Below are 23,646 nucleotides of genomic sequence, written 5' to 3' on the forward strand. Positions count from 1 at the left end.
AAATATTACATATTAGACAAATTTTAAAAAGGAGGTATAAAATATGCTGAGCAGGCGAAAGTTCCTAAAAGGTGGCCTTGTGGCTACCGCAGGTGGGCTTTTGGTGCCTAAGTATGTTTTGGCAGCAGTAGACCCTTCGCTACTGAGCACTGCAGTAAAGGAGCTTCCAGAAGGTGTTCTTGAAGAACAAGTGCTTGAGGCTCTTCCGGGCAAAAAACCCCTTATAAAGAAAACTTACAGGCCACCAAACTATGAAACACCCGTCAAGTATTTTAACGAGATATTCACTCCTAACGATGTGTTCTTTGTGAGGTATCACCTTGCTAACATACCTGAGGTAGATGCAAAAACTTGGAAACTCACTGTAGGAGGTGATGCGGTAGAAAGGCCTTTGGAACTCACCCTTGACGATCTTAAGACCAAGTTTGAACAAGTGGAGTTGGTAGCCCTTTGTCAGTGTTCAGGAAACAGAAGAGGACTCTTTAAGCCTCATGTTGCTGGTGTAGAATGGGGATACGGAGCTATGGGTAATGCCAAGTGGAAGGGAGTTAGACTGAAAGACATTTTGGAAAAGGCAGGATTGAAAGGTAATGCTCTTGAAGTGGTGGTTGACGGTGCGGACTCTGGAGTAGCTGCAGGAACTCCTGACTTTATCAAAAGCATACCCGTGTGGAAAGCTCTTGATGAGAATACTATAATAGCCTACGAGATGAACGGAGAGCCTCTTCCCCACTGGAATGGCTTCCCTGCAAGGTTAGTAGTCCCAGGTTGGACCGCCACCTACTGGATAAAGCACGTAGTTTCTATAAATGTTGTTTCCAAGCCTTTTGATGGCTTTTGGATGAAGAATGCATACAGAATACCCTTAGGGAAGTTCCCAATAAGAGACAGATTTATATCCCAAGAGACAGCTGTTAACACACCCATAACGGAGATAGTAGTAAACTCTCTCATAACCAACATAAACGACGGACAGATTTTCAGGCACGGTCAGGTGGTTGAAGTCAAAGGTATTGCATGGGATGGGGGATACGGTATAAACATGGTGGAGATTTCCACTGACGGTGGAAAGACATGGCAACAAGCAGAACTTGGAAAAGACTACGGGCGTTTCTCTTGGAGACAGTTTACTTACAGGTTTAGACCAACCAAAAAGGGTACATACACTATAATGGCAAAGGCAAGCAACAGGATAGGACAAACACAGACCTTTGAGCTCATATGGAACCCTGCAGGATATCATCACAATGTGGTTCAAAAGATAAACATCAAGGTAGTATAAGGAGGTGAAAAAATGAAAAGGTTATTTGTGTTTATGGGAGTTCTTTCAGCACTTTCCTTCGCAGGGGAGGAGAACGTAAAGCTAAAGAGTGGTGAAGGTAAGGCTTTAGTGGAAGCTAACTGCTCCGTTTGCCATAGCCTTGACTACATACAGATGAACTCTCCCTTTTTGGACAGAAAGGGATGGGAAATGGAAGTAAACAAGATGATAAAAGCCTTTGGCGCTCCGGTAAAACAGGAAGATGTACCCAAGATCGTGGAATACCTTACTAAGTACTACGGCAAGAAGGAGTAAAGAGTAAAATATCTTTATGAACTTTTATGACTTAGTCGTAGTAGGTGGAGGGCCAGCAGGCTCCTCCACCGCTTACTGCGCTTCCCAAAAAGGTCTCAAGGTCCTTGTTCTTGAAAAGAAAAAGGTGCCACGCTTTAAACTCTGCGCGGGGTGTATTTCCAAAAGAATTTCTTCTTACCTTCCTGCGGGTTGGGAAAAATTGGTGCTCAACAGGATAAGCTCAGGTGTGCTGGGATATGCAGGGAATGAAAGCCTTGAAATTCCAGCAGAAGAAGACATCGCTTACATCATAGATAGGTCTGAATTTGATGCTTTTCTTTTGGATAAGGCACAGGAGACAGGTGCGCATCTTTTACAGGAGTGTGAGTTTCTTCATCTGGAGAAAGAAGGTGAAAGGTATAGGATAAGCACCTCAAAAGGAGTATTTTATGCGGATTACTTAGTGGGGGCGGACGGATTTTACTCAAAGGTTGCCACCAGCTTGGGCTATAGAAAAAACAAGTTCTTTAAAGCCTTAGAGTTTTTTACTGATGGTGAGCTTTCCCATAAAGTTTTAATAGACATAGGTATAGTAAAAAGAGGGTACGCTTGGATATTCCCCAAGGGTAGTAAGATCAGCGTAGGGATAGCTTGCACAGGTAATTACGACCTTACTAAAGCTTTGAAAGATTACGCGGAAAAGAGAGGATTTAAAAACATAACAAAGGTGTATGGTTGGTACATACCCTATGCAGAAAGCAGTAGAGATGTATTTTATGGAAAGGAGCGCATTCTTTTAACTGGAGATGCAGGAAATCTTACAGATCCTTTATTAGGAGAAGGTATATACTATGCGGTTTGGAGCGGTAAAGTTGCGGTGGATGCCATAACCTCTTCTCCCTCCAACCCAGCGGAAAACTACAAAACACTATTGAAGGATTTAGTTTCAGAGCTTGTTTATGCAGGAAAGATAGCACGCCTTGGCTACAGATTTCAAAAGGTAGCTTACAGAATGGCTAAAAAAGGAGCACTTAAAACTTATTACAGACTACTTACAGGTGATGTTAGCTACAGAGAACTCTACAGAGGTGGCTTGCTGGACTTTTTTAAGGGGCTCATTTATAATTATTTGTGGAGGTAAAAATATGGACTTCTTCGGAAGGAATGTATCACCTCTCACAGAGGAGGAGTGGAATACTTTAGAAAGTGCAATAATAGATGTAGCTAAAAGATCTTTAGTGTGCAGAAGGTTTATGAGCGTTGTAGGACCATTGGGTGTAGGGCATCAGGTAATATCCTACGATGTGTTCTTAGGCGTGGAGCCAGGTAGCTGTGAGGTAAGACCAGGAGAGGAAAGCGAAGTATGTCAGCCTGTCAGAACTGGCACAAGAAAACACATAGTGCTTCCTACCATATACAAACCTTTTAACATAAGCTGGCGCGACCTTGAGTATTGGAGACAGTTTAACCTTCCTATAGATACATCTTCAGCGTCGGCTGCAGCCTTTGCCACTGCGGTAGCAGAAGACACTCTTATCCTTCACGGAAACAAAAAGCTCGGTATAGAAGGACTTTTAACAGTGGAAGGCAGACAAACCATGTCCATGAGTGATTGGGAAGTGGTGGGTAATGCCTTTAACGATGTGTCCTTGGGCATAGCTAAGCTTTCTGAAATGGGATTTTTTGGACCTTACTACATGATCTTAAATCCTAAGCAGTACTTTCAACTCAACAGGGTTTACCACAACACGGGACTTTTGGAGCTTGAACAGATTAAAAAGGTGGTATCGGACATCTTCTACACACCCATAGTGCCAGAAGGAAAGGCTATCCTTGTTTCTGCCGGTCCTCAAAACATGGACATAGTGATAGGACTGGATATAAGCCTAGTTTATGTGGAAAGTAGCAATATGGTGCACCAATTCAGGGTTATGGAAGTGCTGGTTCCAAGGATAAAGCGTCCCGGTGCAGTGTTAGTTATTGGGAAGTAAGAGCCTTCCACAGAAGGTCAGCAACTTCCTTCTTTATGCTTTCCTTTCTTTCAATGACACCTGCCTGAGTAAGCAAAAAGACTCTCTCAAGAGTGCCTACAAACATTGCAAGCGCAAGCTCAGGCCTAACCTTTATAATTCCCTTTCCTTCTTCTAAGAGTTTCATTATGGCATCTTTTGGTAGTTTCACAAACTCCTTTACTTCTTCAGCCCTAAGGTAATGAAAGAGGTCAAGGTATTTGAAAGCCTCAGGATTCTCAAAGCAAAAGTTAAGGAATTCCTCAACCATCCTATAAAACTTATCCTTGTAAGTTTTTTCCTCAAAAGCAGACATGAGCCTGTTGTAAAACTCTTCCGAATACATGCCGAAAAGTCCTTTAACTATCTCGTCCTTGCTCACAAAATGTCTGTATATGGCTCCTTCCGTTATACCTACATCCTTAGCTATATCCTTTATGGTGGTCTCCCTTATACCCTTCTCGGAAAAGAGCTTAAGCGCAGATTCCAGAATTCTCTTTTTTGTATCCTTCCTCTTTACCCTCATGCTTTTATTATAATACAAGAAGTAATTGCTCACTTTTGTAAAAAACGCTCTCTAAAACCTCGTATCTATGATGCGGGTTTGCAGCGAGTCTGCTTAAGTAGTTTAAAATAGAGGTATGAGATGTTTAACAATATCTTTAAACAATATTCCTGAAGAATACAAAATTGTTTTAGGCTATCTTACTTATCACTCTGGAAAGCTTTACAATCAAGCTCTATACCTAATTGATGGCAAAGGACTAAAGAGTTTGCAGAGCTTCAGAGAAGATTAGACGGGGCTAAGAAGATATATATAGGTGATGCCGTGAAGAATGAAAACAAAGTAGACCAAGTATGGAGCTTAAGGAGTGTTTAGAATACAAAGCTCAGGGAGTTGGGATAAAGGTAGAATATATCTCAGAGTTTTACACTTCAGGTGTGGACAGTTCAGTATATGGGACTGTTTGCAAAGAAGCTTACACACCTGAAGCAAGAGTAAAAGTAAAGAGAGGACTTTACAGGACAAAGCTTTTAGGCTTTTTAAACGCAGACATTAACGTATGCAGGAACTTTCTCAAAAAGCTTGGAAAGTTTGACCTAATAAGTGGAGTAGGAAAGCCTATAAAATTGAGGATTTTTCACAAGCTAAAAAGTGGCTCCGCTATTCCACTATATAGTGGGATAGGTAGGAGTAGAGACAGTGTGAACCTGCCTTGGGAAAAATCAAAAAATTGAAAAATTGAAGATAATGGGAGATTGTATAATAGACAAGGAAGGAAGTAAGGCATGATAGGGATAGACATAGGGTTTGGTTTTACGAAGGTAGCAAAAGATAGGGCAGAAGTAGGGAAGTTTCCCACTTGGATTGCTTATTATGACAGTAGTATGGAGAGTGTAGAACCTATTGAGTTTGAGGGCAGCAGGTCTTATGTGGTAGGGGAGTATGCTAGTTATAGCAAGCAGAGGATAGATCTTGCGGATGTTAATTTGCTTATTACCTTCATGCCTTTGATAGTGGAGTATGCCAAGAGAGGGTATAGTTTTGATGGTGAGGTGGTAAGTGGATTATCTCCCAAGCATTACGCCTTATACAAGGAGAATGCCAAGTTTAGGGAGAGGCTTTCCTTTTTGAAGAGGGTGGTTCTTGTTATAGACAGATGGACTTATGCTTGTTCTGAGGCTAAGAGAAGGTTTAAGACCGGAGCTAAACCTAAAGGAGTTTTTGCATGCGCTTCTTGGGGCACTTATGCAAAGACAGGGAATAGTTTTGAGTGAGAAAGCCATGAAAGGTTTTAAGAGGTTTTACGAGAATGAGGAGGACTTAGAACAGGCTCTTGATAAATTTGGTTGCATCTTAGCAGAGCTTCCTGCACCTGAAAAGATAGACCCTCTTGATGAGATAGCAATTGATCTCATCACCAAAAATTACCAAAAGTTAAACATAGTCTTTCCTGTGCCTATAGATAGAGAGCTCCTTGATGAATACAAAGAGCTTGTATCCGAAGAAGAAGCAATAGCTCTATCTTGGGAACTAAAAAGCACAGTAGAGAAAGTCATCAAAAGAGCCATAAGCAAGGCGAAAAAAAAGAAGCTAAGGGCTAAGTTAAGGGCAGGATCATGGGTTTGTTTCTTATAGGTTATGAAAAGTTGAAAATAGAGGAGTTTGTAAAGCTCCTGAAAGAAGCAGGAGTAGATTTGCTCGTAGATGTAAGGCAAAACCCTTGGAGCAGGCGACCTGAATTTAGAAGCTCAAGCTTAAGTAAAGCTTTGAAAACACACGGGATAGACTACATGCACATTCCAGAGTTGGGAAGTCCAAAAGAGATAAGAAAGAAAGACACAGCTACCATGCTACAGCTATACAGAGATCACTTGAGAAATCAAAACACAGCTTTAGAAACTCTCAAGAGCTTGCTATCCACAAGGCGTGTTGCTCTTATGTGCTACGAAAGAGATCCACTCACATGTCATAGGATAGTGATAGCTCGGGAACTGCTTTTAAGAGGAGTAATAGAGGAGTTTGAGGACCTCAGAGCTAAAAATCTTGACTTAATGTAGTCCAGTAGCTATTTTAAAAGAAGACAGCCTCCTTTCCCACCTGCAAGGCAGGGTTAGGGGAGCTTAGCGCTCCCTCCCCTTGAACCTCGCTAAAAAGGAATTACTGGCTTCTTTAGGGATTATGTATTCCTCACTACGAAGAACTATCCTTGCCTGAATGCTTCTGTCTCTTGTGGCACTAAGAGTATCAAGGCTTAGATATTTACTGAGGTTAAAGTTAGGAAGGTCTTGCCCAAGCCGTTAGGAGACATGTTTTTGCCATAGTATTTCTTGCTAAGTAGTTTCTCTAAAAGGTGGCACTTAAAGCTAAAATGAAAACATGCGGATTTTAGGAAATTTCACAAATATCCTTAAATAGTTCTTTTCCGTCTACCCAATAGCTCCTATACTTCTTGCCCACTTGCTCTGGATTACCAAAAAGCTTAAGCCTGACTTCCACCTTATAAGTTCCGTAGTTAAACACTTTAGGCACTCCGTTGTCCGTGAATACTCTCTCGTAGCCATCTACCTTTAGCTCATAATCCGTGTAAGCATTGCCCTTTGGGTCTACAATGTAAGGAATATATATTCCCTTATCTTTAATCTCATCAAGCTTGCTAAAAAACCAGTATTCACATTTTTGAGAAAGGCATTCCTTTCTGTCATCTAAGGCATTCAAGAAATTTACCTCGCTATCTTGCCATCAAACCTAATCTCTATAGGAGATGTCATGCTATCTATCTTTATGTCCTTGGTGGAGAGCAACTCACGAAGCACACTGCTTTCTTCATGAGTAAGAGAGCTTTGACTTACCATCTTTGTCTAACACCCTTGTCTCTTTTGGGTATTCCTCTACCAGAAAACCCTTCTCGTCTGTGTAGGAAACCTTCTCAAGCCTTCTTGGACTAAAGCCCATCTCCTTCAAAACGCTAAGCCAAAGTTCTTCAAAACCTGTTCTAATCATCATGCCTCCTCCTTGCTTATCATAAGAACTCATCTATGCTTTTGTTTCCTTTAAAGGTAAGAGACCACTCTCTACTACTATAGAAGACCTGTATGATCTTGCAGAGAAAGGCTTTCTTGAGTTTTGGAGAAAAAGGAAAAGTAAAATAACAATCATGCGGTTGACCCCTAAGCAAGATGTTATGAGTGTAAGGTTTTTTAATGCAAACCTTACTGCAGAAGCACGAGCGTTTTTACTTGTGATGTATAGAATAGTAAAGAGTAAGCAAGAAGGTATATACTTTTATAAAATCTACAATCAAGTCTTCTCAAATACACATCGCCGTCCAAAAACTCTCATAAGGGAACTTGAGAGAAACGCTTTTGTTGTGGGAAGGTATAGAGGAGGCGCTTATATTTATGAGTTTAAGTTTATTTACAAGTTTCCTTTTAACTACAAAGATGTACCCACACCGGAGGAGCTTAAGCTTGAAGATAGTCCAAGTTTATACGGAACATATACAAGTATGTTTTTAGTGGCTAATGCAGATAGAACTACGCTTTATCCTGTGAACATACCCAATAGGCATAGATTGATTAAAGAACTTATACAAAGGGGGTATTTGGAAAGATTGGGTCGGCAGGTCTATTTACTTAAAGTAGTGCCAGAGGAATACAAAGGGCTTTTTATGAGATAAAAACTATTTATCTTAAAGTCAGAGGCTCTGACAAAGCTCCATAAATACGAGCGTAGGCTAAGGTTTGAGCCTTTCCTTTGGCTCATGCAAAAGGAAAAGGGAGTGGATATCCCAGAAGAGAACTTTAGGTTTGCACTTGCAGTAGCTACCTATGTTTTAGAAAATGCTTTTCACTTCACTGAAGAAGACAAAGAGTTTTACGAGTTTTTAAGGCAGGTGGTAGAAAAGCATGGCAGAGAAGACTATTGGCAATGGATAGAAAAATCTCCACTTCCTTTTCCTGATTACCTTAAGGCAAACTACGATTTTAGGAATTGCTCGTGAAAAGCTTAGAGAAGGCTCTTCCTGAGAGGATATCCTCTGCGGGTGGTGTGATGTTTAAAAGAAACTTGACTAACTCTCTTTTCTTGAACTTTTCCCTTGGTCTTGTGCGTTTGAATTTTAGAGGATAACCTTTTTGTAATCTTTCCAGTTTAGCTTGTGTGTATGCAGGTTTTATCTCTTTGAGGCTCAGGACTATCTTTTGGCTCATCTCCTACCTCTTAAAATATATATTTAACTCTATGCCTGCGCTACCTTTTAGAGTAGCAAACCAAGAAGAACTAAGAAAATACAAAGAAGAGATTGTGCCATTCCAAAACATGCTGTTTTCTGCTCTTGCTCCCTTAGAAGATAACATTTATCTCACAGGCGGGACTGCCCTTGCAAGGTTTTACTACGAGCATAGAATTTCAGAAGACCTTGATTTTTTCACTACTCATGCCACTCTAAAAGACATTCTTCCTTCTGTGCTTTCTATTCTTGAAAAGGAAGGCTTTAATGTTGAAGTAGAACATGTCTCTGTGTCCTTTGCAAGGTTATTCGTGAATGGCTACAAACTGGAACTTATTGTTGAACCAAATCACTACGGAGAGCTTATCAAAACAGATTATGGCATATATGTAAATAACCTTGAAGACATAGGAGCAAACAAGATAAGTGCATGGGAAGACAGAGCGGAGTGGAAAGACCTTATAGACCTTTACTACATTACCAAGGACATTCCCTTAACAAAGTTATTTGAAATAGCAGACATGAAAAGAGTTCCTGTAGCCTATGAGATGTTTCTTGGCGTAAATGTTCATGGAATTAGAGGTTCTGCCTTGCTTATTAAGGAAGTTTCCGAAAAAGAGATACTGAATTTTGTAGAGGATCTCAAAACCGCAGTAGAAGACAACCTCAAAAAAAAAGAGGAGGAAATACTCCAGAACCTTGATGAGTGGATAAAAAGACTCTTGTGGGACTTCCCGCCAGAACAAAGGAAGATAGATGAAAACTCTATAAGGGTGCTTTTAAGAAGAGTAGAGAAAGCCTCACTGCCACTAAGAAGAGTCATCTTGAGTGTGCTTTAACTCCCTTTAAAACAAAAATGATCAAAAGGAGTTAAAGCCTTTTTTCAGGACCTTGGTTCCTTTCTATAAGTTTTTCAGAAAGAATTTGTCTGAAGTGTTTGTATATTAACTTAAAGTTGAAAAGTGCTGTATCTTTGATAGATGTGCTTATGGCATTCTCAAAATATTTATCCAACTCTTCCATGGATAAATTGTTTGCCAAAGCTACGCTCAAACAGTCCTCTATGTCCTGCTCTGTGCCTCTTCTTAACTTCATTATGATAAAGTCGTAAGGATTAAGCACGCTAATCTTAAGCTTTTCATCTTGGTAGATTGTTATGGTTCTATCCCTATAGCCCTCAGGTAAGGAGATTACGCTCCATCTACTAACATTTTCAGAAAGGTCGCTTTCAAAACCTCTCTTTTTCAACTCAAGGTAAATCTCCTCTAAGTCTCCTTTCACAACCTCTGCATCTATGTCCATGGTAGTCCTTAGCTCAACTCCGTAGTAAGGTAAAGCTTGCGCTCCTACTATGATAACTTCTATTGGTTTTCCAGTTTGCTCTGCTATCTCCTTGAAAAGACTGATAATGTCCATCAATTGATCGCCCTTAAAACTTCAAAAAATCTTCTCAAATCCCTGTCTGAGATCTTTTCCTTAACTAAAGGCAGGGGAGTTTTTCTCTTTACAAGATACCTGAAGTTTGAGTAAATAACGCAAGCTTTGTGGTAATAGTCCTTAATCTGGTCCATAAACTCCTCCCACTTTACCTCGTCGTTAAAAACTATCTCGTAAGGCAGTAGGTTGCGTCCTGCTCTGCTCTGCAAGAGTTCTTCTATACTTGCCCTATCCTTTCCATAAAGTTTTTTCAACTTTAGCTTTACTTCCACATCCAGAAAAATAGCACCTGAGACTTTCTATGTCAAGCACTAAAGAATATAAGGAGGATAGCAAAATGGAGTGTGCTCTTAACTCCCTTCACGGCAAAATTAACCAAAGGGAGTTAAAAACTTGGAATTAAAATTTTCTTATGAATAGGAAGGAAGTAGAAGCTAAACTAAAAGCGATAACAGAAGAGATCAACGAAGAACTCAGAAAACGCAACTTGGATCTGAAAATCTTTCTTATATTAGTAGGTAGTGCTTCTTTGATAGTCAAGTATCACTTAAAGAGAGGAACGAAGGATATAGATGTAATACTAAGACCTTATTTAGGAGGAATAGGGGATTTGCTTACAAGAAGAGGCTTTCAAGTAGTATCTGAAGCATTAGTTAATCTTCATCCCGATTACGAAGATAGATTAGAGTTAGTCTTAGCAGAAGGACAAGTTTTTGTTTTGACTTTATCTCCTTATGATTTAGCAATTTCTAAGATAAGTAGAGGGTTTGATAAAGATATAAATGATGTTCTTGAGTCAGATTTGATAAAACAGATAGACTTTAACAAGTTAAAGGAACTTTACTTTGAGGCAATGTCCTACTGGATAGGAAACGAAAAAAGATATAGATTTTCATGGGAGGTGTTTGAAGATGCTTACCTCAGAAAGTTTGGACAAACTTTTGATGAAGGCAGAGGCTTTGACAAATCTCCATGAACACGAGCGTAAGCTAAGGTTTGAACCTTTCCTTTGGCTCATGCAAAAGGAAAAAGGAATAGAGGTTCCAGAAGAGAACTTTAGGTTTGCACTTGCGGTAGCTACATATGTTTTGGAAAATGCTTTTCACTTCACTGAAGAGGACATGGAGTTTTACGAATTTTTAAGGCATGTGGTAGAAAAACACGGCAGAGAAGACTACTGGCAATGGATAGAAAAATCTCCACTTCCCTTGCCAGATTACCTTAAGGCAAACTACGATTTTAGAGATGAAAACAGTTATGTCCTTAACCTTAACGCCTCTAATCCTTAAAAAGCTTAGAAAAAGCTCTACCTGAGAGAATATCCTCTGCGGGTGGTGTGATGTTCAAAAGAAACTTGATTAACTCTCTTTCCTTGAACTTTTCCCTTGGTCTTGTGCGTTTGAACTTTAAAGGATAACCTTTTTGTAATCTTTCCAATTTGGCTTGTGTGTATGCAGGTTTTATCTCCTTAAGGCTCAGGACTATCTTTTGGCTCATCTCCTATCTCTCCTTTCAAAAATTCTACCTTATCCAAAGGCACCTGCTCCTCTTTTAGTCTTTGAATTAAATAACTTAAATCTATATGCTCTTTATACTTTTCATACAAGTAGGTCGCTATTTCACAGTCCCCCTGACTTTTCCAAAACACGCATGCATTAAGTCTATCTACGATTAAATCCTCTACACCTATAACTACTATGCTTTCTGAAAGTTCAGGAATTTCAATTGTTCTTATCTTCTCATAACTACCAGCAAGGATAGTATCTGGTATATCCACGAAAAGTCCAAGCTCTTCCGAAACCATAATCCTACCTTCAGACCTGAAAAGGCCTGTGGATAGAAGAATACTTTTTATCTCCTCAGGCTTAGGAAATACCAAGTCTATATCCCCAGAAACGTAATAACCAAAAGTATAGAGTTCTACTGCACTACCACCTACTAAAATAGGAAACTTTTTTATTCCTTTCTCTTTTAGCTTTCTGTTGAGCCAAGCCATAAATAAGAGTATTTTCTTTAGTTCATTTTCTTCATATTTTATCTTTTCAAGAATTTCCTCTGTCATTGGGTTTAATATAGTTCTTTTCTATATCCGTCCCATGTGAAAGAAAGCTACTGAGAGAGATTTTATTAAGGGATACGCCTTTCAGAGCTTTTGAAGGCTATGTTAAGAAATCACCTTTATATCAATGTTCTAAGATTTTTCAAACAGCCTCTTTTCCACTTGACACACACATGAGTTTTGTGTATATTATTAACATAGCCATATGGCTGTAGAACTTGACAACTGAATATGTTTTGCGATCCTTTGGGATTTATTAAGTACCTATAAGGAGTTGAAACTAAACCACTGAAAAGTTGGGATCAGTCATTCTACTAAATTTATTAAGTACCTATAAGGAGTTGAAACAACCAGAGGTCTCCTTTGATGTTGTACTTTGTAGCAATTTATTAAGTACCTATAAGGAGTTGAAACGAGGAAGAGTATGACAAGTTTTTAAGGTCCGCAAGGATTTATTAAGTACCTATAAGGAGTTGAAACTGAAGAAGGAAGGAAAAGATGGAAGTATCTTGGTCCTATTTATTAAGTACCTATAAGGAGTTGAAACACCGTTGCATTTGTCCCTTGTCTAAGCTTCTCATAATGTTTATTAAGTACTTATAAGGAGTTGAAACCACATATAGAAAATTCCTTGAAGCGTTTGAAAAAAGCCGTTTATTAAGTACCTATAAGGAGTTGAAACGCTTTCTCGTTCCAAAAAGTGAGATACCCCCTCTTTTTGTTTATTAAGTACCTATAAGGAGTTGAAACCCTCATCTTTCTGTAGTCCTGCCCTGAATTCTCTCAGTTTATTAAGTGCCTATAAGGAGTTGAAACACCCACTCCTTCATGCCTACCCAGTAGAGAGGACTGAGTTTATTAAGTACCTATAAGGAGTTGAAATTGCGTTATTATGTATGATGCCTTAGAGTGTTTAAACTTACTAAAAGCCTCGTATCTGTATTGCCATGCCAGAAGAGATAAAGAAAGTTCCCTTGAGGTAGACATTGAGATAAGAAGAAAGAGACAAGTTTGTAAAAACTGAATAGCCATAAGTAAAGCACAAACTTACCTACTTCCAAGGTATGTTAACTAACATCTTTCATACTTCTTATTGTATTGGTTAAAACTCAAAAAGTCTAAGAACCTCTTCCAGTTTTCTGGCTACCTCTTCCTTTAAGTGTTCTATCTTAGTAAGCTCTTCAAGAATAGGGGATACATCATGTAAGGCTTTTGTGTTTATTCGTTCCACTCTTCCTAAGCACTTCCACTTGGTTTTTCCTTGTTCCCTCCACCATGTATAGACATAGCTATAGCCTTTTATATGCTTTATCGTGTAGCCTTTACGATGGAGTATTCGGTTTAGCTTTCTTTCTCTTTTCTCTAACTCCTTCAGAGCGGAGTTCAACAAAGAAATAAGGTAAGCTAAATAATCCGTGGACATAACTTACATTATACGTAGCTTTGGTCAGTTTTTAACCAAGATCATACAAAAAAGCTTTATAGTTAGTTAACTAACCTCTTCCAATTTGGAAACCCCAAACTGGAAAAATTTTTGTATAATGAGACTATGAGTTATCAACCGTTCTTAGATAGCTATCTTCAGAGTCTTGTCAGGAACGAAAAAACCATAAGGACTAAAAAGTTTTTAATGAAACATCTTGAAACCTTTGGCTGGCGGAGTATATGGGATTTTCAGACAGTAAAAGAGTTCTACGAATACTTGGAGAGCAAAGGACTAAAACCTTCTACAATCAAAGAAACCATAAGGGAAGTAAAGGCTTTTCTTAGGTTCCTAAAGGATAGCGGAGTGCAGGTGATGTTAGATGAGAGGGCGTTTAAAAAGCTCTGGGACTATAAAAAGCTAAAGGCTAAAAAGAGAAAAGAGATCTTTTCTGACCAAGAGCTTGACAGGTTTTTTGCTTACTGCGATAAAAAGCCTCCCATATACAAAGTCTTTTTTCTGCTTTTGCTTCATTCTGGGCTAAGAGTAAATGAAGCTTTGTCGCTGTTGCCAGAAGACCTAAAAGTCAAAAAGCTTGGAGACAAAGAGGTTCTATTTCTAAGTGTGAGAGAGGGTAAGTTTTCAAAGCAGAGGGAGGTACCTATGGTAATGCTTTCTGAAGATGAGAAGAATTTCTTCAAAAGGTTCTTTTTAGGCAGGAAAGGTAAGCCTCTTTGGAGCTATTTGCTAAAATATCCCAAAAGCGTAAAAGAGAAAATCTTAAACTACTGGGCGGTGGTAAAGTTCTGTCAGATGGCAGAAAAAGAACTTGGTTTTAGCGTGTATCCTCACAAGTTTAGATATACGTGGATTTCAAAGATGCTTGCCATGGGCTTTTCTCCACACGCAGTAGCTCAATGGGCAGGGCATGAAAAAGTTCAGACCACCTTAGAAACCTATGCGGTAGTCCTAACGGAACAAGAAATTCTGAAGTTATGGAACCTATAGAAGTTCTTCTTAAGAAGGTAGAGCGTGGAGAAATAGACCCTTATGATGTGGATCTAAAGGCTTTAATAGAGGACTTCAGGCAAAGGCTTGGAGAGGTATCTCTTCCATATGTGGGCCTGTTTTTGGAGGCGGTAGTTAGATTACTTAAGCTTGAACTTGAATACTTCTTTCCAAGCGTAGAGATCAAAAGTCGTGAAAGGAAAATCACGCTCAAAGAGGTAAAAGAAGCTTTAGAAGACCTACACTTAGAAGATCTCTTACCTGTCTATCAAGTTTCAGTAGGAAGACCTAAAGGAAGCATAGGAACGCCAAGAAGCATAACTACAGAGAAGGAAAGCTTAGATCCCCCATTACACAAAACCTTTTCACCAAAAGAGTACATAAGAAGACTTAAAGAGTACGGCTTAGAAGATTGGCAGGATGTGGAGCGCTTTTTACTTAGCCTAACAGATAGAGTAGAAAGGGTGAGGTTCCTTATGGCATGGTTAATCTACCAACAAGATTGACTAATTGGCTTTTTGACTAATTGACTGTTTGACTAAAAGACTTTTTGACCACTTATAAACTACAAGCAAAGCGTTGTGACGCTTAAACTTGTTTAGAATAGGGACTTTTTGACTATTTAGCATATTGACCATTTGACTTTTTAGCTTGCAGACATTTTGACTTTTTGCTATAATAGGTTTACAGGAGGTAATTATGATAGGTATAGATGTGGGGTTTGGTTGGACTAAGGTAGCAAAGGACGGAGTGGAAGTAGGTAAGTTTCCTACTTGGATCGCTTACTATGAGAGCGGTATGGAAAGCGTAGAGCCCGTAGAATTTGAAGGGAGAGCCTACGTGGTAGGGGAGGATGCACGCTATAGTAGGAGAAGGATAGAACTGGCAGATGCAGAACTTCTTTTTAGGTTCTTTCCCGTCATAGTAGAATATGCAAAGCGCAGGTTTCAGCTCAACGATGATGTAGTAAGCGGACTTGCTCCTAAGCATTATGCTCTATACAAGGAAAGTCCCAAGCTTAAAGACCGACTATCCTTCTTAAAAGCGGTCTTAGTGCAAGGTGTAGGTGTCCTTCTTGACATAGCGGAGGATGTGAGAGATGGAGAAGTGGTATTTGTTATAGATATTGGCTTCAACACGATAGACTATGTACTTGCCAAAAGAGAAGGGACTACTTGGAGACGCTATGCTATAGGTTCTATAGAAGGATTGGGGGTTCTTCGTGCTATTGAGATTTTCAAAGAGAAACTACCAAGCTCTCTTTCTATCCTTCAGGGATTTTCTCAATCAAGACTAATAGAGGCTTTTGAAAAAGGTTATGCTACCATAGAAAGCGAAAGAGTAGAGTTGAAACCTTACATAGACCTTGCTTGTGAGGAGTATGTGGACATTCTTTTAAGTAGGCTCAAATCAGAACTTTCAGGTAGAGTAGAGGAGAGAGATAAGCTTGTATTAGCAGGTGGTGGAGCTAACCTGATAGAAGCCAGTCTGTTTGGAAAAGATGCCCTTATTCCTAATAAACCTGAATACTCCAATGCAAGAGGCTATTCAAGGTTTGAACCATGAAGGTACTTCTCAGGCACTTAATAGATCTACAAGAGCCTGCTCTTGAAAGGTTTTCAGTCTTGACTCCTCGCATGAAAGGAAAACTATTAGAGTTCTTACTGCAGGACTTTTTAGGTAGCATCAGTGAAGAAGAGTGGAAGGAACTATATAAATGTGTCATAGCAAGAGACTACAAAGGTTTTACAGAGAAGGTAGAGGAAATCTGGGAAAAGAGGGCAGTTAAAAGAGAATACCAAGATAAAAAGCGGATTAACCAAGAAGAGAGAAGTAATCAAAGTAGCGGTGGATTAAGGAGCTTGGAAAGTATTAAGGAGTTTTTGGAGTAAAATGTTGAAAACCCTTCTTTTGACTATGCTCAAGAGGTTCAACTCCTTATAGGTACTTAATAAACTACAACCATTTTCTCCATTCCTGAGCAGGAAGAACGAGTTTCAACTCCTTATAGGTACTTAATAAACTGGAAAGGTGTCCTCAACGGTTTCTCTTGTGGGAAGCAGTTTCAACTCCTTATAGGTACTTAATAAACCATACACGCTCAATGTCTTTCACAGTGGTGTGGTAGCGTTTCAACTCCTTATAGGTACTTAATAAACTTTCACTCTGGAAAAACTATCATGCGTGGGCTACTGAGTTTCAACTCCTTATAGGTACTTAATAAACCCGGTTCCAGAAAGCATGCAGATTATAGGAATATCCGCGTTTCAACTCCTTATAGGCACTTAATAAACAGCATCTATCCTTTTCTGACCACAGATCCAAGTCAGTGTTTCAACTCCTTATAGGCACTTAATAAACCCCAAAGGATCGCAAAACATATTCAGTTGTCAAGTTCTACAGCCATATGGCTATGCTAATAATATACACAAAACTCATGTGTGTGTCAAGTGAAAAAAATTTCCTGTCGACCTCCAATCTCACAAAAAACCCCGGAGATGGACAGATGCTTGTCATTCTTCGTTTAGATGCGATTTTTTAAAAAAATTCGGCATAAAAAGATAAATTAAAGATTGCCAAAAGTGAGGATCGACAGAACGCTTGAAAAACAAAGGTTTGTTAAATTATAAAATCTTCATGAGAAGGTTTTTCTATGCCTAACGCTTCTCTTTCGTAATACTGCTTTGTCCTAAACTTGTATATCAATACAGAATCGTAATTATCATCTATAATTTTCTTAAGTTCATCTTTCAAAATTCTTAATTTTGCTTCTGTTATTTCTCCCTCAAAAACAGAGTTTTGCACCCATGTAAGATAGTTCCATTTATAGGAAAATCTTCATAGAATTTCATAAAACACCTACCCTTTAGCAATAAAACCCGTTTCTTTATCGTAATATTGCCCTATCTTGTCCTTACTGACAAAGTATATTTTAAGGTCTTTATCCTCATAAAGTTTGTTATCTCTTACATCTACAGAAATAACATAGTTATAAAAGCTACTTTTTATTTTTTCAAACTCCTCTTTTGCCTCAAAAACATCTATATTCTTTTTCCTAAGATTTGCTATTATTTCCTTAGCTTTCTTCCAAACTTCAGTGGCTTTTTCGTCAAACTCCACAAAAACATCGCTTTTGTATTTCTCTTCCTCTATAAGCCTAAAATCTCTTATAGAATTCCTGTTAGACCTGTTAGAAGAAAATCTAAAACTTTTTACCGCTTCAAGTATCTCGTTAGATTTATCTTTGCTTATTTTCCTCCAAACTTCACGAAAGTAGTCTTCTACAAGTAATATGAATTCCTTTTCAGAAAGATGACTTTTGCCATATAACATCTGTCTGGTAGTATTCAATAAAACAGAATCATAAATATAATGGGCAAAGTCTCGTGATTTTTTATCTACCAACCTTACAATGTGAAATTCTCCTGCTTGTTTTTCCATATTTCTGTTGCACCTTCCTGCAGATTGATTAAGGGCATCTAAAGGTGCAAAATCTCTATAAACCACATCAAAATCAATATCCACACCAGCTTCAACAAGTTGAGTACTTACAACAATTCTGTATTTACCCTCTTTTATTTCTTTTAATCTTTTTTCTCTCTCACAAGGAAGAACATAGGTTGATAGATAACACACATCTTCTTTAACTTTCTTTTTGAGAAGTTTGTATAGCTCTCTTGAAGAAGATATAGTGTTCATTATGAAAAGGTATGTTTTTTCTTTATTCAATTCTAAGGAACTTAAAAACTCTTCAATGGTTTTCTCCTTCAAATCAATATAAACATTTATCCTGTTTAGTTTATCAATAAAATCGTATCTGTTAGCTATTTCAATGGCACTATCCACCAGATACGGTTGAGTTGCGGTCATAAAAATGAAATAAGTTCCAAGAGTTTGGGAAGTTTCCTTTATAAACTCTCTAAGCAAGTGCCAATATTTGGAGGGAAGTGCTTGAACTTCATCTATTAAAATTATAGAATTTGCAAGCTTGTTAAATCTTCTTGAAAAAGAGTTGCTTGAAGATATGAGTGTATGAAAAAGCTGTATAAAAGTAGTTATGATGATCTCAGAATTCCAACCTTCCGTTAAAACTCTTGAGACACCAAACTCAAACTCATCAAACGTTATATCCGAAAGATGATGATGTTTAAGAAATAAACTACCACTTTCCTGCACATTTAAAATCTCTTTTAGTATGTTAGCATTTTGGTCAATGATACTAACAAAAGGAAGGGAATATATAATTCTTGGTGTTATGCCTTTCTTATTTCTAATTTCTTGTCTCAACTTTAGCGCAAAAGCAAAGCCTGTAATGGTTTTTCCCATACCAGTAGGTAAGGTCAATGAGTAAATTTTTGAGTTAATGTCTATATCCCTGCTCATAACATATTGGAAGGCAGATTCTCTGAGTTTATCTATTTCTCTTTGAGATGAAAACTTTCTCTTTTTATAATCAAAAATCACGAATAAGGGTATGTCTTCAACTCTTTTTGGTATAAAAGGCTTAGCTCCAGCTTCTGTTTTATCAGAGTCAAGGATGAGAGAGTAAAGATACTGAAATCTTATAAAATCCTTAATTTCAAACTGATTTTTTCTTATATAACTTCTGAGTGCTCTAAACTCTTCAGTATATTCTGGAATCTTTTTTTGAAATTCCTCTTTTTTTAGCCTGATTTTCTCTTTTAAATCGTCAGGTAAGTTCAGATTGTTTATAAAGATATTCGTTTTTTCTTCATCTATGCTTTTGAGTTGTTTTAATAACATTTCTTTATTTTCGTCATCTAATAGAAACTCCTCTATAAAACTATCTGGAGATGTGTGATGTCTTTTGCAAGATATAAATGAAAAAATAAGGTAATTTCTATCTTCCAAGATTTTTTTCATACAGTGGAAAGTATAAACTGCAGAAATAAAAGCGTGTTCAGTCTCTTTAGTTTTTTTTCTTTTTCCAGTTATGTATTCCTGAAAGTAGCTAGTGCATTTTCCGAAGTCATGTAGTGCCGTAGAAACTTTTGCAGAAATTATGAAGTTTTCATCAAAAAGATTCTTATCCATATAAAAGTCTAAAAGTTCAAGACATCTGTTTATGTGATCCTCTATGAATACATTTGGGTGGGAGTAAATTCCTGACTTCTCCATAGGTGTATTACCTCCCCGTTCTCAAGCTTCAAAAGATTCTTAAACTTTCCGTATATAGCGCCACCTTCCATATTAAATATGACATCTTCATATTTCCTTACAGTTCTATCTACATCCATTAAAGTTGGTATTCTCTCTTTCCCTATTTTTTGAAGTCTTTCAATATTGATCTCATCAACAACATGTACAGGTATAACACTATCTGCCTTTTCTGATTCTTCTTGATAGTAGCCTTGATATATACCAACATAACTAAAATCCGCTAAAAGTTCAGAAAGGCCAAGAGAAACAGTATAGTAGGTTCTATGATTTTCTACCATTTCCTTAAGGTTATTGAGAAACTCTTCTTCTCCAGATACGTATATACGGTATTTGGGATCTTTCACAAATTCCGCTCTTACTTGAGTTCTTGGTTCTCCTTCTGCTTTTCTTGAAGAGATTAATGTGGGGTCAAAGTTTTCAGATTTATCTTTGGTGAAGACTAAGTTTCGTCCCATCCGTATCTTTTTTATGGGAGATAGTATCCCTATACCTATATATAAATCCTTAGTCTTTTCAAGGTATTCTTCTCTTCCAAAGCCAAGAATTGCACCTATGATGCCTCTTACGGTAGGAGGTGGAGGAAAAGGAAAGGTCAAAGGAGAGGAAGTCGTAAAAAACTTCCTAAAGTGCGCAAAATCTCCAAATATATCAAATACCAAAACCTTCACTTTTAGACTTAAACCTCCTTTGCCCAACAAAACTCTTCTACTTGAATACCTTGGAATATTTCTTCTATTGCAGGGAAAAACTTAACTCTATCGTCTATACAGTATCTAACCTTTTGTATCTTGTCCTTATACCTTTGAACCTTCTGCTGTAGCTTTGTAAAGTCTATGTTGAGTTCTTCAATGTCCCTTATCTCTTCATCTTTTTTATCTGTCTGTATCCTTACCAGTTTGTCCAGTTCTCCTATATGAGTAAGATTTTTTTCAGTAGGAGTTTTTTCTATGTAATCTTTGTAAATTATCTCTATAAGCACTCTTGGGTTGTGTCCAAACTTAGAGTAAGAAATCACATCTGTAGAGGCTTTATGCCCAATCCACATAGCTTTTAGCATAGTGTCTATATCCGATTCAGTTAGTTTTGTCTCTTCTGCCGCTTTTTCGTTGGCTATACCGTAAAAAACTATAAGAGAGTAGGGCACTACATAACGATCTGTCATATTCCCTTGAGCTTTTCCTTCTTTAGATGGTAAAACAGTTGTGCCTTTTACAAGCTCCATCTTCACCCTGTGTAAAGATCTACCGAATTTAAATTGAACAGGACCTGTAAAAGAGTTCGCTTTGGTGTCTGAAGCTTCCTGATTATCTTCTTCTTCTTCTCCTTTTTTCCTTTTGTTTTTGTTCTTCTTGATAGCAAATGTCCCACCAAAAAGCCGGATGTCTATACAATTTTCTAACATCTTAGCATAGTCATTCCCGTACTTCTCAAAGATGTCTTCCTTCGTCGATAATTTCCCATCTTCTCCTCTTTCTTCCCTTATGAATATTTCATACCCCATCTCTGCAAGCTGATCTCTTATAGTTCTTTTAAGCCTATCAGGTGTTACGTAGTTTATCTGTGTCCCTTCGTCAATTCTTGGCTTATTTTCATCTGCAGGGTCTCCGTTTGGGTTTGCCCAAGAAACATCATAAATAAACAAAATTTCACGCCTGTTCTTCATCGGTGCTTGCTTGTTCGCTTCCTGTTTGTTCTCCATCGCTTACCTCCTCTTTGTTGTTGTATATAAACTGCCTTATTTTATAAAACATTCCCGTGCCTAATGCAAAGTAGAAGTTTATTTCTTGTGTGCTTAACTTCCAAGGAGTGCTTGCTTTTGCTAAATATTCGGATGCCATCACAAAAAGTGTTTTGTTATAACCGTAAAACTTTTGGTAGGTTTCAAGTTTATATTTTATCTCCGAAAATAACTCCATAACATCTATTTGGTCCATTTTGAGGTCTTTTAACTTTTTCAGAAAAGGTTTATTGCCCCTCTCCTTAGCCTGAATTTGTGAAATAGATTCTGTAAGCACACCCAAAACAAAAAGTCCTTTCTTTAGAGAAGTATCAAGGGAAGGCAGGCTGTCTAAAAACTCTTCAAGGCTATTAACTTGTTTCTCCTCCATGCTTACCTCCTTTGTAGATAACTTTATAAACAAAAATACAGCAAAAGCATTTTTTATAGTGTTTCGATAATCCTCTCCATTTAATATACTTCTTCTAATAGATTGTAAAAGAAAAGGTATAATAAACCTTTCTTCTATTCTTACACCTCTGAAAGTTTTATCAATTATCTCAAGAAAGTATTTTCTTAGGTCTTCCTTTTTCTTAGATGGATCACTTTTTGAGAAAAACTCATGAATAGTTCCGTAAGTAAAGCTATACTTGTCATTCTCAGAACTAAAAAATTTCTCAACTTTCTTTTTGGCATCAAAAAGTTCTTTTAACCTTGAAGGATAAACATCTTGCACATGCAGAAGTATTTCCTGTTTACTTGTTCCGGGAATGTCTTTCAAAAATAAAAAGTTTAGAGTAATAACGTCTTTCTCCTGAGTAATAAGGTCTAAAATTTCTTTTTCATCATCCATAAGGCTAGTATGTTCTTTTTTGCTCAGCATTATGTTTCGATGTTCTGAATTGAAAAGAATATCCAATGTTTCCTGTTTTATCTTTTCCCTGCCAAGAATAAATTCAGGTATAAGGTAATAGTCCAATACTTTACCTATTTTGAACTTGAGGTCTTCTTCTATTTTGTGATATCCAACTTCTATACATTTTTTACAATCGTAGCAAAGAGGAAAGTTTTTGTAAGCAATCTTCTCTTGAAAACCACCCGTTATATAGCCAGGTTTGTCTATCGTATAAAACTTGAAAGGTGATATATCTCCACTAACTTCCTTTTCTTGCAGACAAACGCAACATACACCTATCCCTTTACTATCTTTTCCTTCTTGACTTATAAGATCTCCTAAGGTTTTTCTAAAAGCTTTTATTTTTCCTATATACTTACCATCTATCTTTATAGTCAGTAGAATATTCTCTTTCGAGGAAAGCTTTAAATTTTTTATCTCGTTCAATATCTTATCTTTATCTAACTTCAATTTGGGAATTCCTTTAACATTTTCATAATACTTGAGAATTTTTTCAAGATTTCCTATAGATTTATCTATCTGGGATCTATTTAACAAAAGTGTAGGAGATAAGTTCGGAGGATTTTTACCCTTTGCCCTTTTATACATATATAAAAAACGCTTGTCTTTTGAAAATTCCTCTAAATCTACTTTTATAAAATTTCCGTCTTTGTCAAACTCCAGAATTAATACTTTTTCAGCTTTTACATAGTAGTAAAATCCATACAGCTCTCTTATATCTCTAATCAGCTCTCCTATATCTCTAAGAGCTTTCAACATTTTTTACTACCTCCACCATACCAAAGCCCTGTGGGTTTTTTGCCCCTAAGCCTGCTTCCAAGGCAAGTTTTAAAATCTCCTTGCTTCCCTTTATCCTGTAGTATCCTTCCCATGCCTCTATTAATGTTTTTCTATAAACTACCTTTTTCTTGTATTTCTGACATATCTTTACAGGTTCCACCTGTAGCTCCCCTCTATAGGATGTATTATAAATAATTTCATACTTCTTAAGCAGGTTATCTTTGATGATCTGATAGAATTTTTCGTCCCACGGATTGAGATATTGAAACCTTTTTTGTCCCAAAGGAGTTGTATATACAGTTATAGGTGATAGACACCTTACGATAATATCTTCTTGGTTGATTTCTGGCTTTATTACATCTACAGAATTCAAATACAGCTTGTTATTTACAAGGAAAAGTTCATCATTTTTTATAAGATTTTTCGCAGAAGAGGAAACTATATCTATCAGAGGCGATGCAAAATAAACGGTGATGTTGTTATCAAAAACTATAAAATCTCCTTCCTTTTTGATTATTTTACCTATTATTTTGGAAAAAGTGAATAGCTTAAACCTTCTTTTGTTATAAACAAACCCTATGTTGTGGAGAAAATTGGAAAGTATGGGATCCATGTTTTTATAGAAAAAGGCTTGTAGATAATGGTTATAACTTTTAGGAAGGCGTATATTATCTTCTGCAGAGAGGATTATTCTAAGTATCATATATGTTAAAATAAACCAAAATGAGTAAATTTGTGATAAAGTTTCTCCTCTCTACTGACAGATTGCCTACTTCCTTAGCTTGTGGGATCTTTAACTATCTTCCATTTATTTTGGTTTCTTGTTAG

General features: G+C 37.4%; 31 protein-coding genes, 1 pseudogene and 2 CRISPR repeat arrays. Of the genes and pseudogenes, 17 read left to right on the forward strand and 15 right to left on the reverse strand.

All coding sequences use genetic code 11. The features are described 5' to 3' along the window. The first annotated feature begins 43 nt into the window (after nt 1–43). From CP948_RS06895 to CP948_RS06910, 4 genes are read left to right on the forward strand one after another with little or no spacing between them, the layout of a single operon-like run. Nucleotides 44–1,282 (forward strand): molybdopterin-dependent oxidoreductase, encoded by a 1,239-nt coding sequence (locus CP948_RS06895; protein ID WP_096602736.1) that lies wholly within the window; start codon nt 44–46, stop codon nt 1,280–1,282. A gap of 12 nt (nt 1,283–1,294) precedes the next feature. Then, nucleotides 1,295–1,576 (forward strand): sulfide dehydrogenase, encoded by a 282-nt coding sequence (locus tag CP948_RS06900; RefSeq protein WP_096602738.1) that lies wholly within the window; start codon nt 1,295–1,297, stop codon nt 1,574–1,576. Nucleotides 1,577–1,592: 16 nt separating this feature from the next. Then, nucleotides 1,593–2,696: a geranylgeranyl reductase family protein gene (locus tag CP948_RS06905; RefSeq protein WP_096602740.1), complete on the forward strand. Its 1,104-nt coding sequence runs from the start codon at nt 1,593–1,595 to the stop codon at nt 2,694–2,696. Nucleotides 2,697–2,700: 4 nt separating this feature from the next. Continuing rightward, nucleotides 2,701–3,546 (forward strand): family 1 encapsulin nanocompartment shell protein, encoded by an 846-nt coding sequence (locus CP948_RS06910; protein WP_096602742.1) that lies wholly within the window; start codon nt 2,701–2,703, stop codon nt 3,544–3,546. Here CP948_RS06910 and CP948_RS06915 read toward each other — a convergent pair. Then, nucleotides 3,533–4,090, reverse strand: coding sequence for a TetR/AcrR family transcriptional regulator (locus CP948_RS06915; RefSeq protein WP_096602744.1), 558 nt, complete (start codon nt 4,088–4,090; stop codon nt 3,533–3,535). The genes CP948_RS06910 and CP948_RS06915 overlap by 14 nt on opposite strands. Nucleotides 4,091–4,422: 332 nt before the next feature. Here CP948_RS06915 and CP948_RS06920 point away from each other — a divergent pair, with 332 nt between their 5' ends. Genes CP948_RS06920 through CP948_RS06935 form a run of 4 tightly spaced genes read left to right on the forward strand, consistent with a single transcriptional unit; the run spans nt 4,423 to nt 6,126 of the window. Next, nucleotides 4,423–4,803 (forward strand): zinc ribbon domain-containing protein, encoded by a 381-nt coding sequence (locus CP948_RS06920; protein WP_338033540.1) that lies wholly within the window; start codon nt 4,423–4,425, stop codon nt 4,801–4,803. A 51-nt stretch (nt 4,804–4,854) separates the two neighbouring features. Next, nucleotides 4,855–5,343, forward strand: coding sequence for a ParM/StbA family protein (locus CP948_RS06925; protein WP_096602746.1), 489 nt, complete (start codon nt 4,855–4,857; stop codon nt 5,341–5,343). Between the two features lie 7 nt (nt 5,344–5,350). Continuing rightward, nucleotides 5,351–5,704 carry a hypothetical protein gene (locus CP948_RS06930; protein ID WP_143441274.1) on the forward strand — a complete coding sequence of 118 codons (354 nt, stop codon included), beginning with the start codon at nt 5,351–5,353 and terminating at the stop codon, nt 5,702–5,704. Beyond that, nucleotides 5,686–6,126 carry a DUF488 domain-containing protein gene (locus CP948_RS06935; RefSeq protein ID WP_096602750.1) on the forward strand — a complete coding sequence of 147 codons (441 nt, stop codon included), beginning with the start codon at nt 5,686–5,688 and terminating at the stop codon, nt 6,124–6,126. Before CP948_RS06930 ends, CP948_RS06935 begins: the two co-directional genes overlap by 19 nt. 328 nt (nt 6,127–6,454) lie before the next feature. On the opposite strand, the gene CP948_RS06940 is transcribed toward CP948_RS06935, so the two are convergent. After that, entirely contained in the window at nt 6,455–6,784 is a 330-nt protein-coding gene (locus CP948_RS06940) for a hypothetical protein (RefSeq protein WP_096602752.1), read from the reverse strand. Between the two features lie 108 nt (nt 6,785–6,892). Next, a complete protein-coding gene (locus tag CP948_RS08815; RefSeq protein ID WP_143441275.1) occupies nt 6,893–7,072 on the reverse strand; it encodes a hypothetical protein in 180 nt (59 codons plus the stop codon). 178 nt (nt 7,073–7,250) lie between these two features. Here CP948_RS08815 and CP948_RS06945 point away from each other — a divergent pair, with 178 nt between their 5' ends. Both CP948_RS06945 and CP948_RS06950 read left to right on the forward strand, forming a co-directional pair. Further along, nucleotides 7,251–7,745, forward strand: coding sequence for a hypothetical protein (locus CP948_RS06945; RefSeq protein ID WP_143441276.1), 495 nt, complete (start codon nt 7,251–7,253; stop codon nt 7,743–7,745). A gap of 84 nt (nt 7,746–7,829) precedes the next feature. Further along, nucleotides 7,830–8,069 carry a hypothetical protein gene (locus CP948_RS06950; RefSeq protein WP_096602756.1) on the forward strand — a complete coding sequence of 80 codons (240 nt, stop codon included), beginning with the start codon at nt 7,830–7,832 and terminating at the stop codon, nt 8,067–8,069. Here the strand turns inward: CP948_RS06950 and CP948_RS06955 are convergent. Beyond that, nucleotides 8,053–8,277 carry a hypothetical protein gene (locus CP948_RS06955; RefSeq protein WP_096602758.1) on the reverse strand — a complete coding sequence of 75 codons (225 nt, stop codon included), beginning with the start codon at nt 8,275–8,277 and terminating at the stop codon, nt 8,053–8,055. The two genes, CP948_RS06950 and CP948_RS06955, sit on opposite strands and share 17 nt — an antisense overlap. A gap of 31 nt (nt 8,278–8,308) precedes the next feature. On the opposite strand from CP948_RS06955, the gene CP948_RS06960 reads away from it, so the two are divergent. Then, nucleotides 8,309–9,136, forward strand: coding sequence for a nucleotidyl transferase AbiEii/AbiGii toxin family protein (locus tag CP948_RS06960; RefSeq protein ID WP_096602760.1), 828 nt, complete (start codon nt 8,309–8,311; stop codon nt 9,134–9,136). 31 nt (nt 9,137–9,167) lie between these two features. On the opposite strand, the gene CP948_RS06965 is transcribed toward CP948_RS06960, so the two are convergent. Together CP948_RS06965 and CP948_RS06970 are read right to left on the reverse strand one after the other, a co-directional pair. After that, nucleotides 9,168–9,713 carry a DUF6036 family nucleotidyltransferase gene (locus CP948_RS06965; RefSeq protein WP_096602762.1) on the reverse strand — a complete coding sequence of 182 codons (546 nt, stop codon included), beginning with the start codon at nt 9,711–9,713 and terminating at the stop codon, nt 9,168–9,170. Then, on the reverse strand, nt 9,713–10,006 hold the full coding sequence (locus CP948_RS06970) for a hypothetical protein (protein ID WP_180764104.1): 294 nt from the start codon (nt 10,004–10,006) through the stop codon (nt 9,713–9,715). Before CP948_RS06970 ends, CP948_RS06965 begins: the two co-directional genes overlap by 1 nt. Nucleotides 10,007–10,146: 140 nt before the next feature. On the opposite strand from CP948_RS06970, the gene CP948_RS06975 reads away from it, so the two are divergent. Together CP948_RS06975 and CP948_RS06980 are read left to right on the forward strand one after the other, a co-directional pair. Beyond that, the gene (locus tag CP948_RS06975) at nt 10,147–10,710 is read left to right on the forward strand and encodes a DUF6036 family nucleotidyltransferase (RefSeq protein WP_096602766.1); all 564 of its coding nucleotides are present in this window, start codon (nt 10,147–10,149) and stop codon (nt 10,708–10,710) included. After that, nucleotides 10,694–11,023, forward strand: coding sequence for a hypothetical protein (locus tag CP948_RS06980; protein ID WP_143441277.1), 330 nt, complete (start codon nt 10,694–10,696; stop codon nt 11,021–11,023). Before CP948_RS06975 ends, CP948_RS06980 begins: the two co-directional genes overlap by 17 nt. Here the strand turns inward: CP948_RS06980 and CP948_RS06985 are convergent. The 3 genes from CP948_RS06985 to CP948_RS06995 form a co-directional block, all read right to left on the reverse strand. Next, nucleotides 11,013–11,231, reverse strand: coding sequence for a hypothetical protein (locus CP948_RS06985; protein WP_096602771.1), 219 nt, complete (start codon nt 11,229–11,231; stop codon nt 11,013–11,015). The two genes, CP948_RS06980 and CP948_RS06985, sit on opposite strands and share 11 nt — an antisense overlap. After that, a complete protein-coding gene (locus tag CP948_RS06990; protein WP_180764105.1) occupies nt 11,203–11,796 on the reverse strand; it encodes a hypothetical protein in 594 nt (197 codons plus the stop codon). The genes CP948_RS06985 and CP948_RS06990 overlap by 29 nt, the downstream gene beginning before the upstream one ends. A gap of 248 nt (nt 11,797–12,044) precedes the next feature. After that, nucleotides 12,045–12,676: direct repeats of the CRISPR family, unit length 30 nt; unit sequence ATTTATTAAGTACCTATAAGGAGTTGAAAC. Nucleotides 12,677–12,895: 219 nt separating this feature from the next. Further along, nucleotides 12,896–13,216 (reverse strand): hypothetical protein, encoded by a 321-nt coding sequence (locus CP948_RS06995; RefSeq protein WP_096602773.1) that lies wholly within the window; start codon nt 13,214–13,216, stop codon nt 12,896–12,898. Between the two features lie 126 nt (nt 13,217–13,342). On the opposite strand from CP948_RS06995, the gene CP948_RS07000 reads away from it, so the two are divergent. The 4 genes from CP948_RS07000 to CP948_RS07015 all read left to right on the forward strand — a co-directional run bounded on the left by CP948_RS07000 (nt 13,343) and on the right by CP948_RS07015 (nt 16,116). Next, nucleotides 13,343–14,224, forward strand: coding sequence for a tyrosine-type recombinase/integrase (locus tag CP948_RS07000; protein ID WP_096602775.1), 882 nt, complete (start codon nt 13,343–13,345; stop codon nt 14,222–14,224). After that, nucleotides 14,212–14,730, forward strand: a complete 519-nt coding sequence (locus CP948_RS07005; protein ID WP_096602777.1) for a hypothetical protein — start codon at nt 14,212–14,214, stop codon at nt 14,728–14,730. Before CP948_RS07000 ends, CP948_RS07005 begins: the two co-directional genes overlap by 13 nt. Nucleotides 14,731–14,923: 193 nt before the next feature. After that, entirely contained in the window at nt 14,924–15,790 is an 867-nt protein-coding gene (locus CP948_RS07010; RefSeq protein ID WP_096602779.1) for a ParM/StbA family protein, read from the forward strand. Further along, on the forward strand, nt 15,787–16,116 hold the full coding sequence (locus CP948_RS07015; RefSeq protein WP_096602781.1) for a hypothetical protein: 330 nt from the start codon (nt 15,787–15,789) through the stop codon (nt 16,114–16,116). Before CP948_RS07010 ends, CP948_RS07015 begins: the two co-directional genes overlap by 4 nt. A gap of 35 nt (nt 16,117–16,151) precedes the next feature. Beyond that, nucleotides 16,152–16,585: direct repeats of the CRISPR family, unit length 30 nt; unit sequence GTTTCAACTCCTTATAGGTACTTAATAAAC. A gap of 258 nt (nt 16,586–16,843) precedes the next feature. On the opposite strand, the pseudogene cas2 reads toward CP948_RS07015, so the two are convergent. The 6 genes and pseudogenes from cas2 to cas6 form a co-directional block, all read right to left on the reverse strand. Beyond that, nucleotides 16,844–17,032: pseudogene (cas2, locus tag CP948_RS07020) on the reverse strand (CRISPR-associated endonuclease Cas2); the annotation flags it as partial. A 51-nt stretch (nt 17,033–17,083) separates the two neighbouring features. After that, complete coding sequence (locus tag CP948_RS07025; RefSeq protein ID WP_096602785.1) at nt 17,084–19,363, reverse strand: CRISPR-associated helicase/endonuclease Cas3; 2,280 nt, start codon at nt 19,361–19,363, stop codon at nt 17,084–17,086. After that, nucleotides 19,321–20,073: a type I-B CRISPR-associated protein Cas5b gene (gene cas5b, locus CP948_RS07030; protein ID WP_096602787.1), complete on the reverse strand. Its 753-nt coding sequence runs from the start codon at nt 20,071–20,073 to the stop codon at nt 19,321–19,323. The genes CP948_RS07025 and cas5b overlap by 43 nt, the downstream gene beginning before the upstream one ends. Nucleotides 20,074–20,081: 8 nt before the next feature. Continuing rightward, nucleotides 20,082–21,104 carry a type I-B CRISPR-associated protein Cas7/Csh2 gene (gene cas7b / locus CP948_RS07035; protein WP_245810112.1) on the reverse strand — a complete coding sequence of 341 codons (1,023 nt, stop codon included), beginning with the start codon at nt 21,102–21,104 and terminating at the stop codon, nt 20,082–20,084. Next, nucleotides 21,052–22,797 (reverse strand): TIGR02556 family CRISPR-associated protein, encoded by a 1,746-nt coding sequence (locus CP948_RS07040; RefSeq protein WP_096602791.1) that lies wholly within the window; start codon nt 22,795–22,797, stop codon nt 21,052–21,054. Before CP948_RS07040 ends, cas7b begins: the two co-directional genes overlap by 53 nt. Next, on the reverse strand, nt 22,781–23,521 hold the full coding sequence (cas6, locus tag CP948_RS07045) for a CRISPR-associated endoribonuclease Cas6 (protein WP_096602793.1): 741 nt from the start codon (nt 23,519–23,521) through the stop codon (nt 22,781–22,783). Before cas6 ends, CP948_RS07040 begins: the two co-directional genes overlap by 17 nt. Between the last annotated feature and the right edge of the window lie 125 nt (nt 23,522–23,646).

It is taken from the genome of Hydrogenobacter hydrogenophilus, assembly GCF_900215655.1.
Classification (GTDB): domain Bacteria; phylum Aquificota; class Aquificia; order Aquificales; family Aquificaceae; genus Hydrogenobacter; species Hydrogenobacter hydrogenophilus.

Coding starts and splice junctions, on each gene's coding strand:
- CP948_RS06895 (WP_096602736.1), top strand. CDS start 44: ATGCTGAGCAGGCGAAAGTTCCTAAAAGGTGGCCTTGTGGCTACCGCA.
- CP948_RS06900 (WP_096602738.1), top strand. CDS start 1,295: ATGAAAAGGTTATTTGTGTTTATGGGAGTTCTTTCAGCACTTTCCTTC.
- CP948_RS06905 (WP_096602740.1), top strand. CDS start 1,593: ATGAACTTTTATGACTTAGTCGTAGTAGGTGGAGGGCCAGCAGGCTCC.
- CP948_RS06910 (WP_096602742.1), top strand. CDS start 2,701: ATGGACTTCTTCGGAAGGAATGTATCACCTCTCACAGAGGAGGAGTGG.
- CP948_RS06915 (WP_096602744.1), bottom strand. CDS start 4,090: ATGAGGGTAAAGAGGAAGGATACAAAAAAGAGAATTCTGGAATCTGCG.
- CP948_RS06920 (WP_338033540.1), top strand. CDS start 4,423: ATGGAGCTTAAGGAGTGTTTAGAATACAAAGCTCAGGGAGTTGGGATA.
- CP948_RS06925 (WP_096602746.1), top strand. CDS start 4,855: ATGATAGGGATAGACATAGGGTTTGGTTTTACGAAGGTAGCAAAAGAT.
- CP948_RS06930 (WP_143441274.1), top strand. CDS start 5,351: ATGAAAGGTTTTAAGAGGTTTTACGAGAATGAGGAGGACTTAGAACAG.
- CP948_RS06935 (WP_096602750.1), top strand. CDS start 5,686: ATGGGTTTGTTTCTTATAGGTTATGAAAAGTTGAAAATAGAGGAGTTT.
- CP948_RS08815 (WP_143441275.1), bottom strand. CDS start 7,072: ATGATGATTAGAACAGGTTTTGAAGAACTTTGGCTTAGCGTTTTGAAG.
- CP948_RS06945 (WP_143441276.1), top strand. CDS start 7,251: ATGAGTGTAAGGTTTTTTAATGCAAACCTTACTGCAGAAGCACGAGCG.
- CP948_RS06950 (WP_096602756.1), top strand. CDS start 7,830: ATGCAAAAGGAAAAGGGAGTGGATATCCCAGAAGAGAACTTTAGGTTT.
- CP948_RS06955 (WP_096602758.1), bottom strand. CDS start 8,277: ATGAGCCAAAAGATAGTCCTGAGCCTCAAAGAGATAAAACCTGCATAC.
- CP948_RS06960 (WP_096602760.1), top strand. CDS start 8,309: ATGCCTGCGCTACCTTTTAGAGTAGCAAACCAAGAAGAACTAAGAAAA.
- CP948_RS06965 (WP_096602762.1), bottom strand. CDS start 9,713: ATGGACATTATCAGTCTTTTCAAGGAGATAGCAGAGCAAACTGGAAAA.
- CP948_RS06975 (WP_096602766.1), top strand. CDS start 10,147: ATGAATAGGAAGGAAGTAGAAGCTAAACTAAAAGCGATAACAGAAGAG.
- CP948_RS06985 (WP_096602771.1), bottom strand. CDS start 11,231: ATGAGCCAAAAGATAGTCCTGAGCCTTAAGGAGATAAAACCTGCATAC.
- CP948_RS06990 (WP_180764105.1), bottom strand. CDS start 11,796: ATGACAGAGGAAATTCTTGAAAAGATAAAATATGAAGAAAATGAACTA.
- CP948_RS06995 (WP_096602773.1), bottom strand. CDS start 13,216: ATGTCCACGGATTATTTAGCTTACCTTATTTCTTTGTTGAACTCCGCT.
- CP948_RS07000 (WP_096602775.1), top strand. CDS start 13,343: ATGAGTTATCAACCGTTCTTAGATAGCTATCTTCAGAGTCTTGTCAGG.
- CP948_RS07005 (WP_096602777.1), top strand. CDS start 14,212: ATGGAACCTATAGAAGTTCTTCTTAAGAAGGTAGAGCGTGGAGAAATA.
- CP948_RS07010 (WP_096602779.1), top strand. CDS start 14,924: ATGATAGGTATAGATGTGGGGTTTGGTTGGACTAAGGTAGCAAAGGAC.
- CP948_RS07015 (WP_096602781.1), top strand. CDS start 15,787: ATGAAGGTACTTCTCAGGCACTTAATAGATCTACAAGAGCCTGCTCTT.
- CP948_RS07025 (WP_096602785.1), bottom strand. CDS start 19,363: ATGGAGAAGTCAGGAATTTACTCCCACCCAAATGTATTCATAGAGGAT.
- cas7b (WP_245810112.1), bottom strand. CDS start 21,104: ATGGAGAACAAACAGGAAGCGAACAAGCAAGCACCGATGAAGAACAGG.
- CP948_RS07040 (WP_096602791.1), bottom strand. CDS start 22,797: ATGTTGAAAGCTCTTAGAGATATAGGAGAGCTGATTAGAGATATAAGA.
- cas6 (WP_096602793.1), bottom strand. CDS start 23,521: ATGATACTTAGAATAATCCTCTCTGCAGAAGATAATATACGCCTTCCT.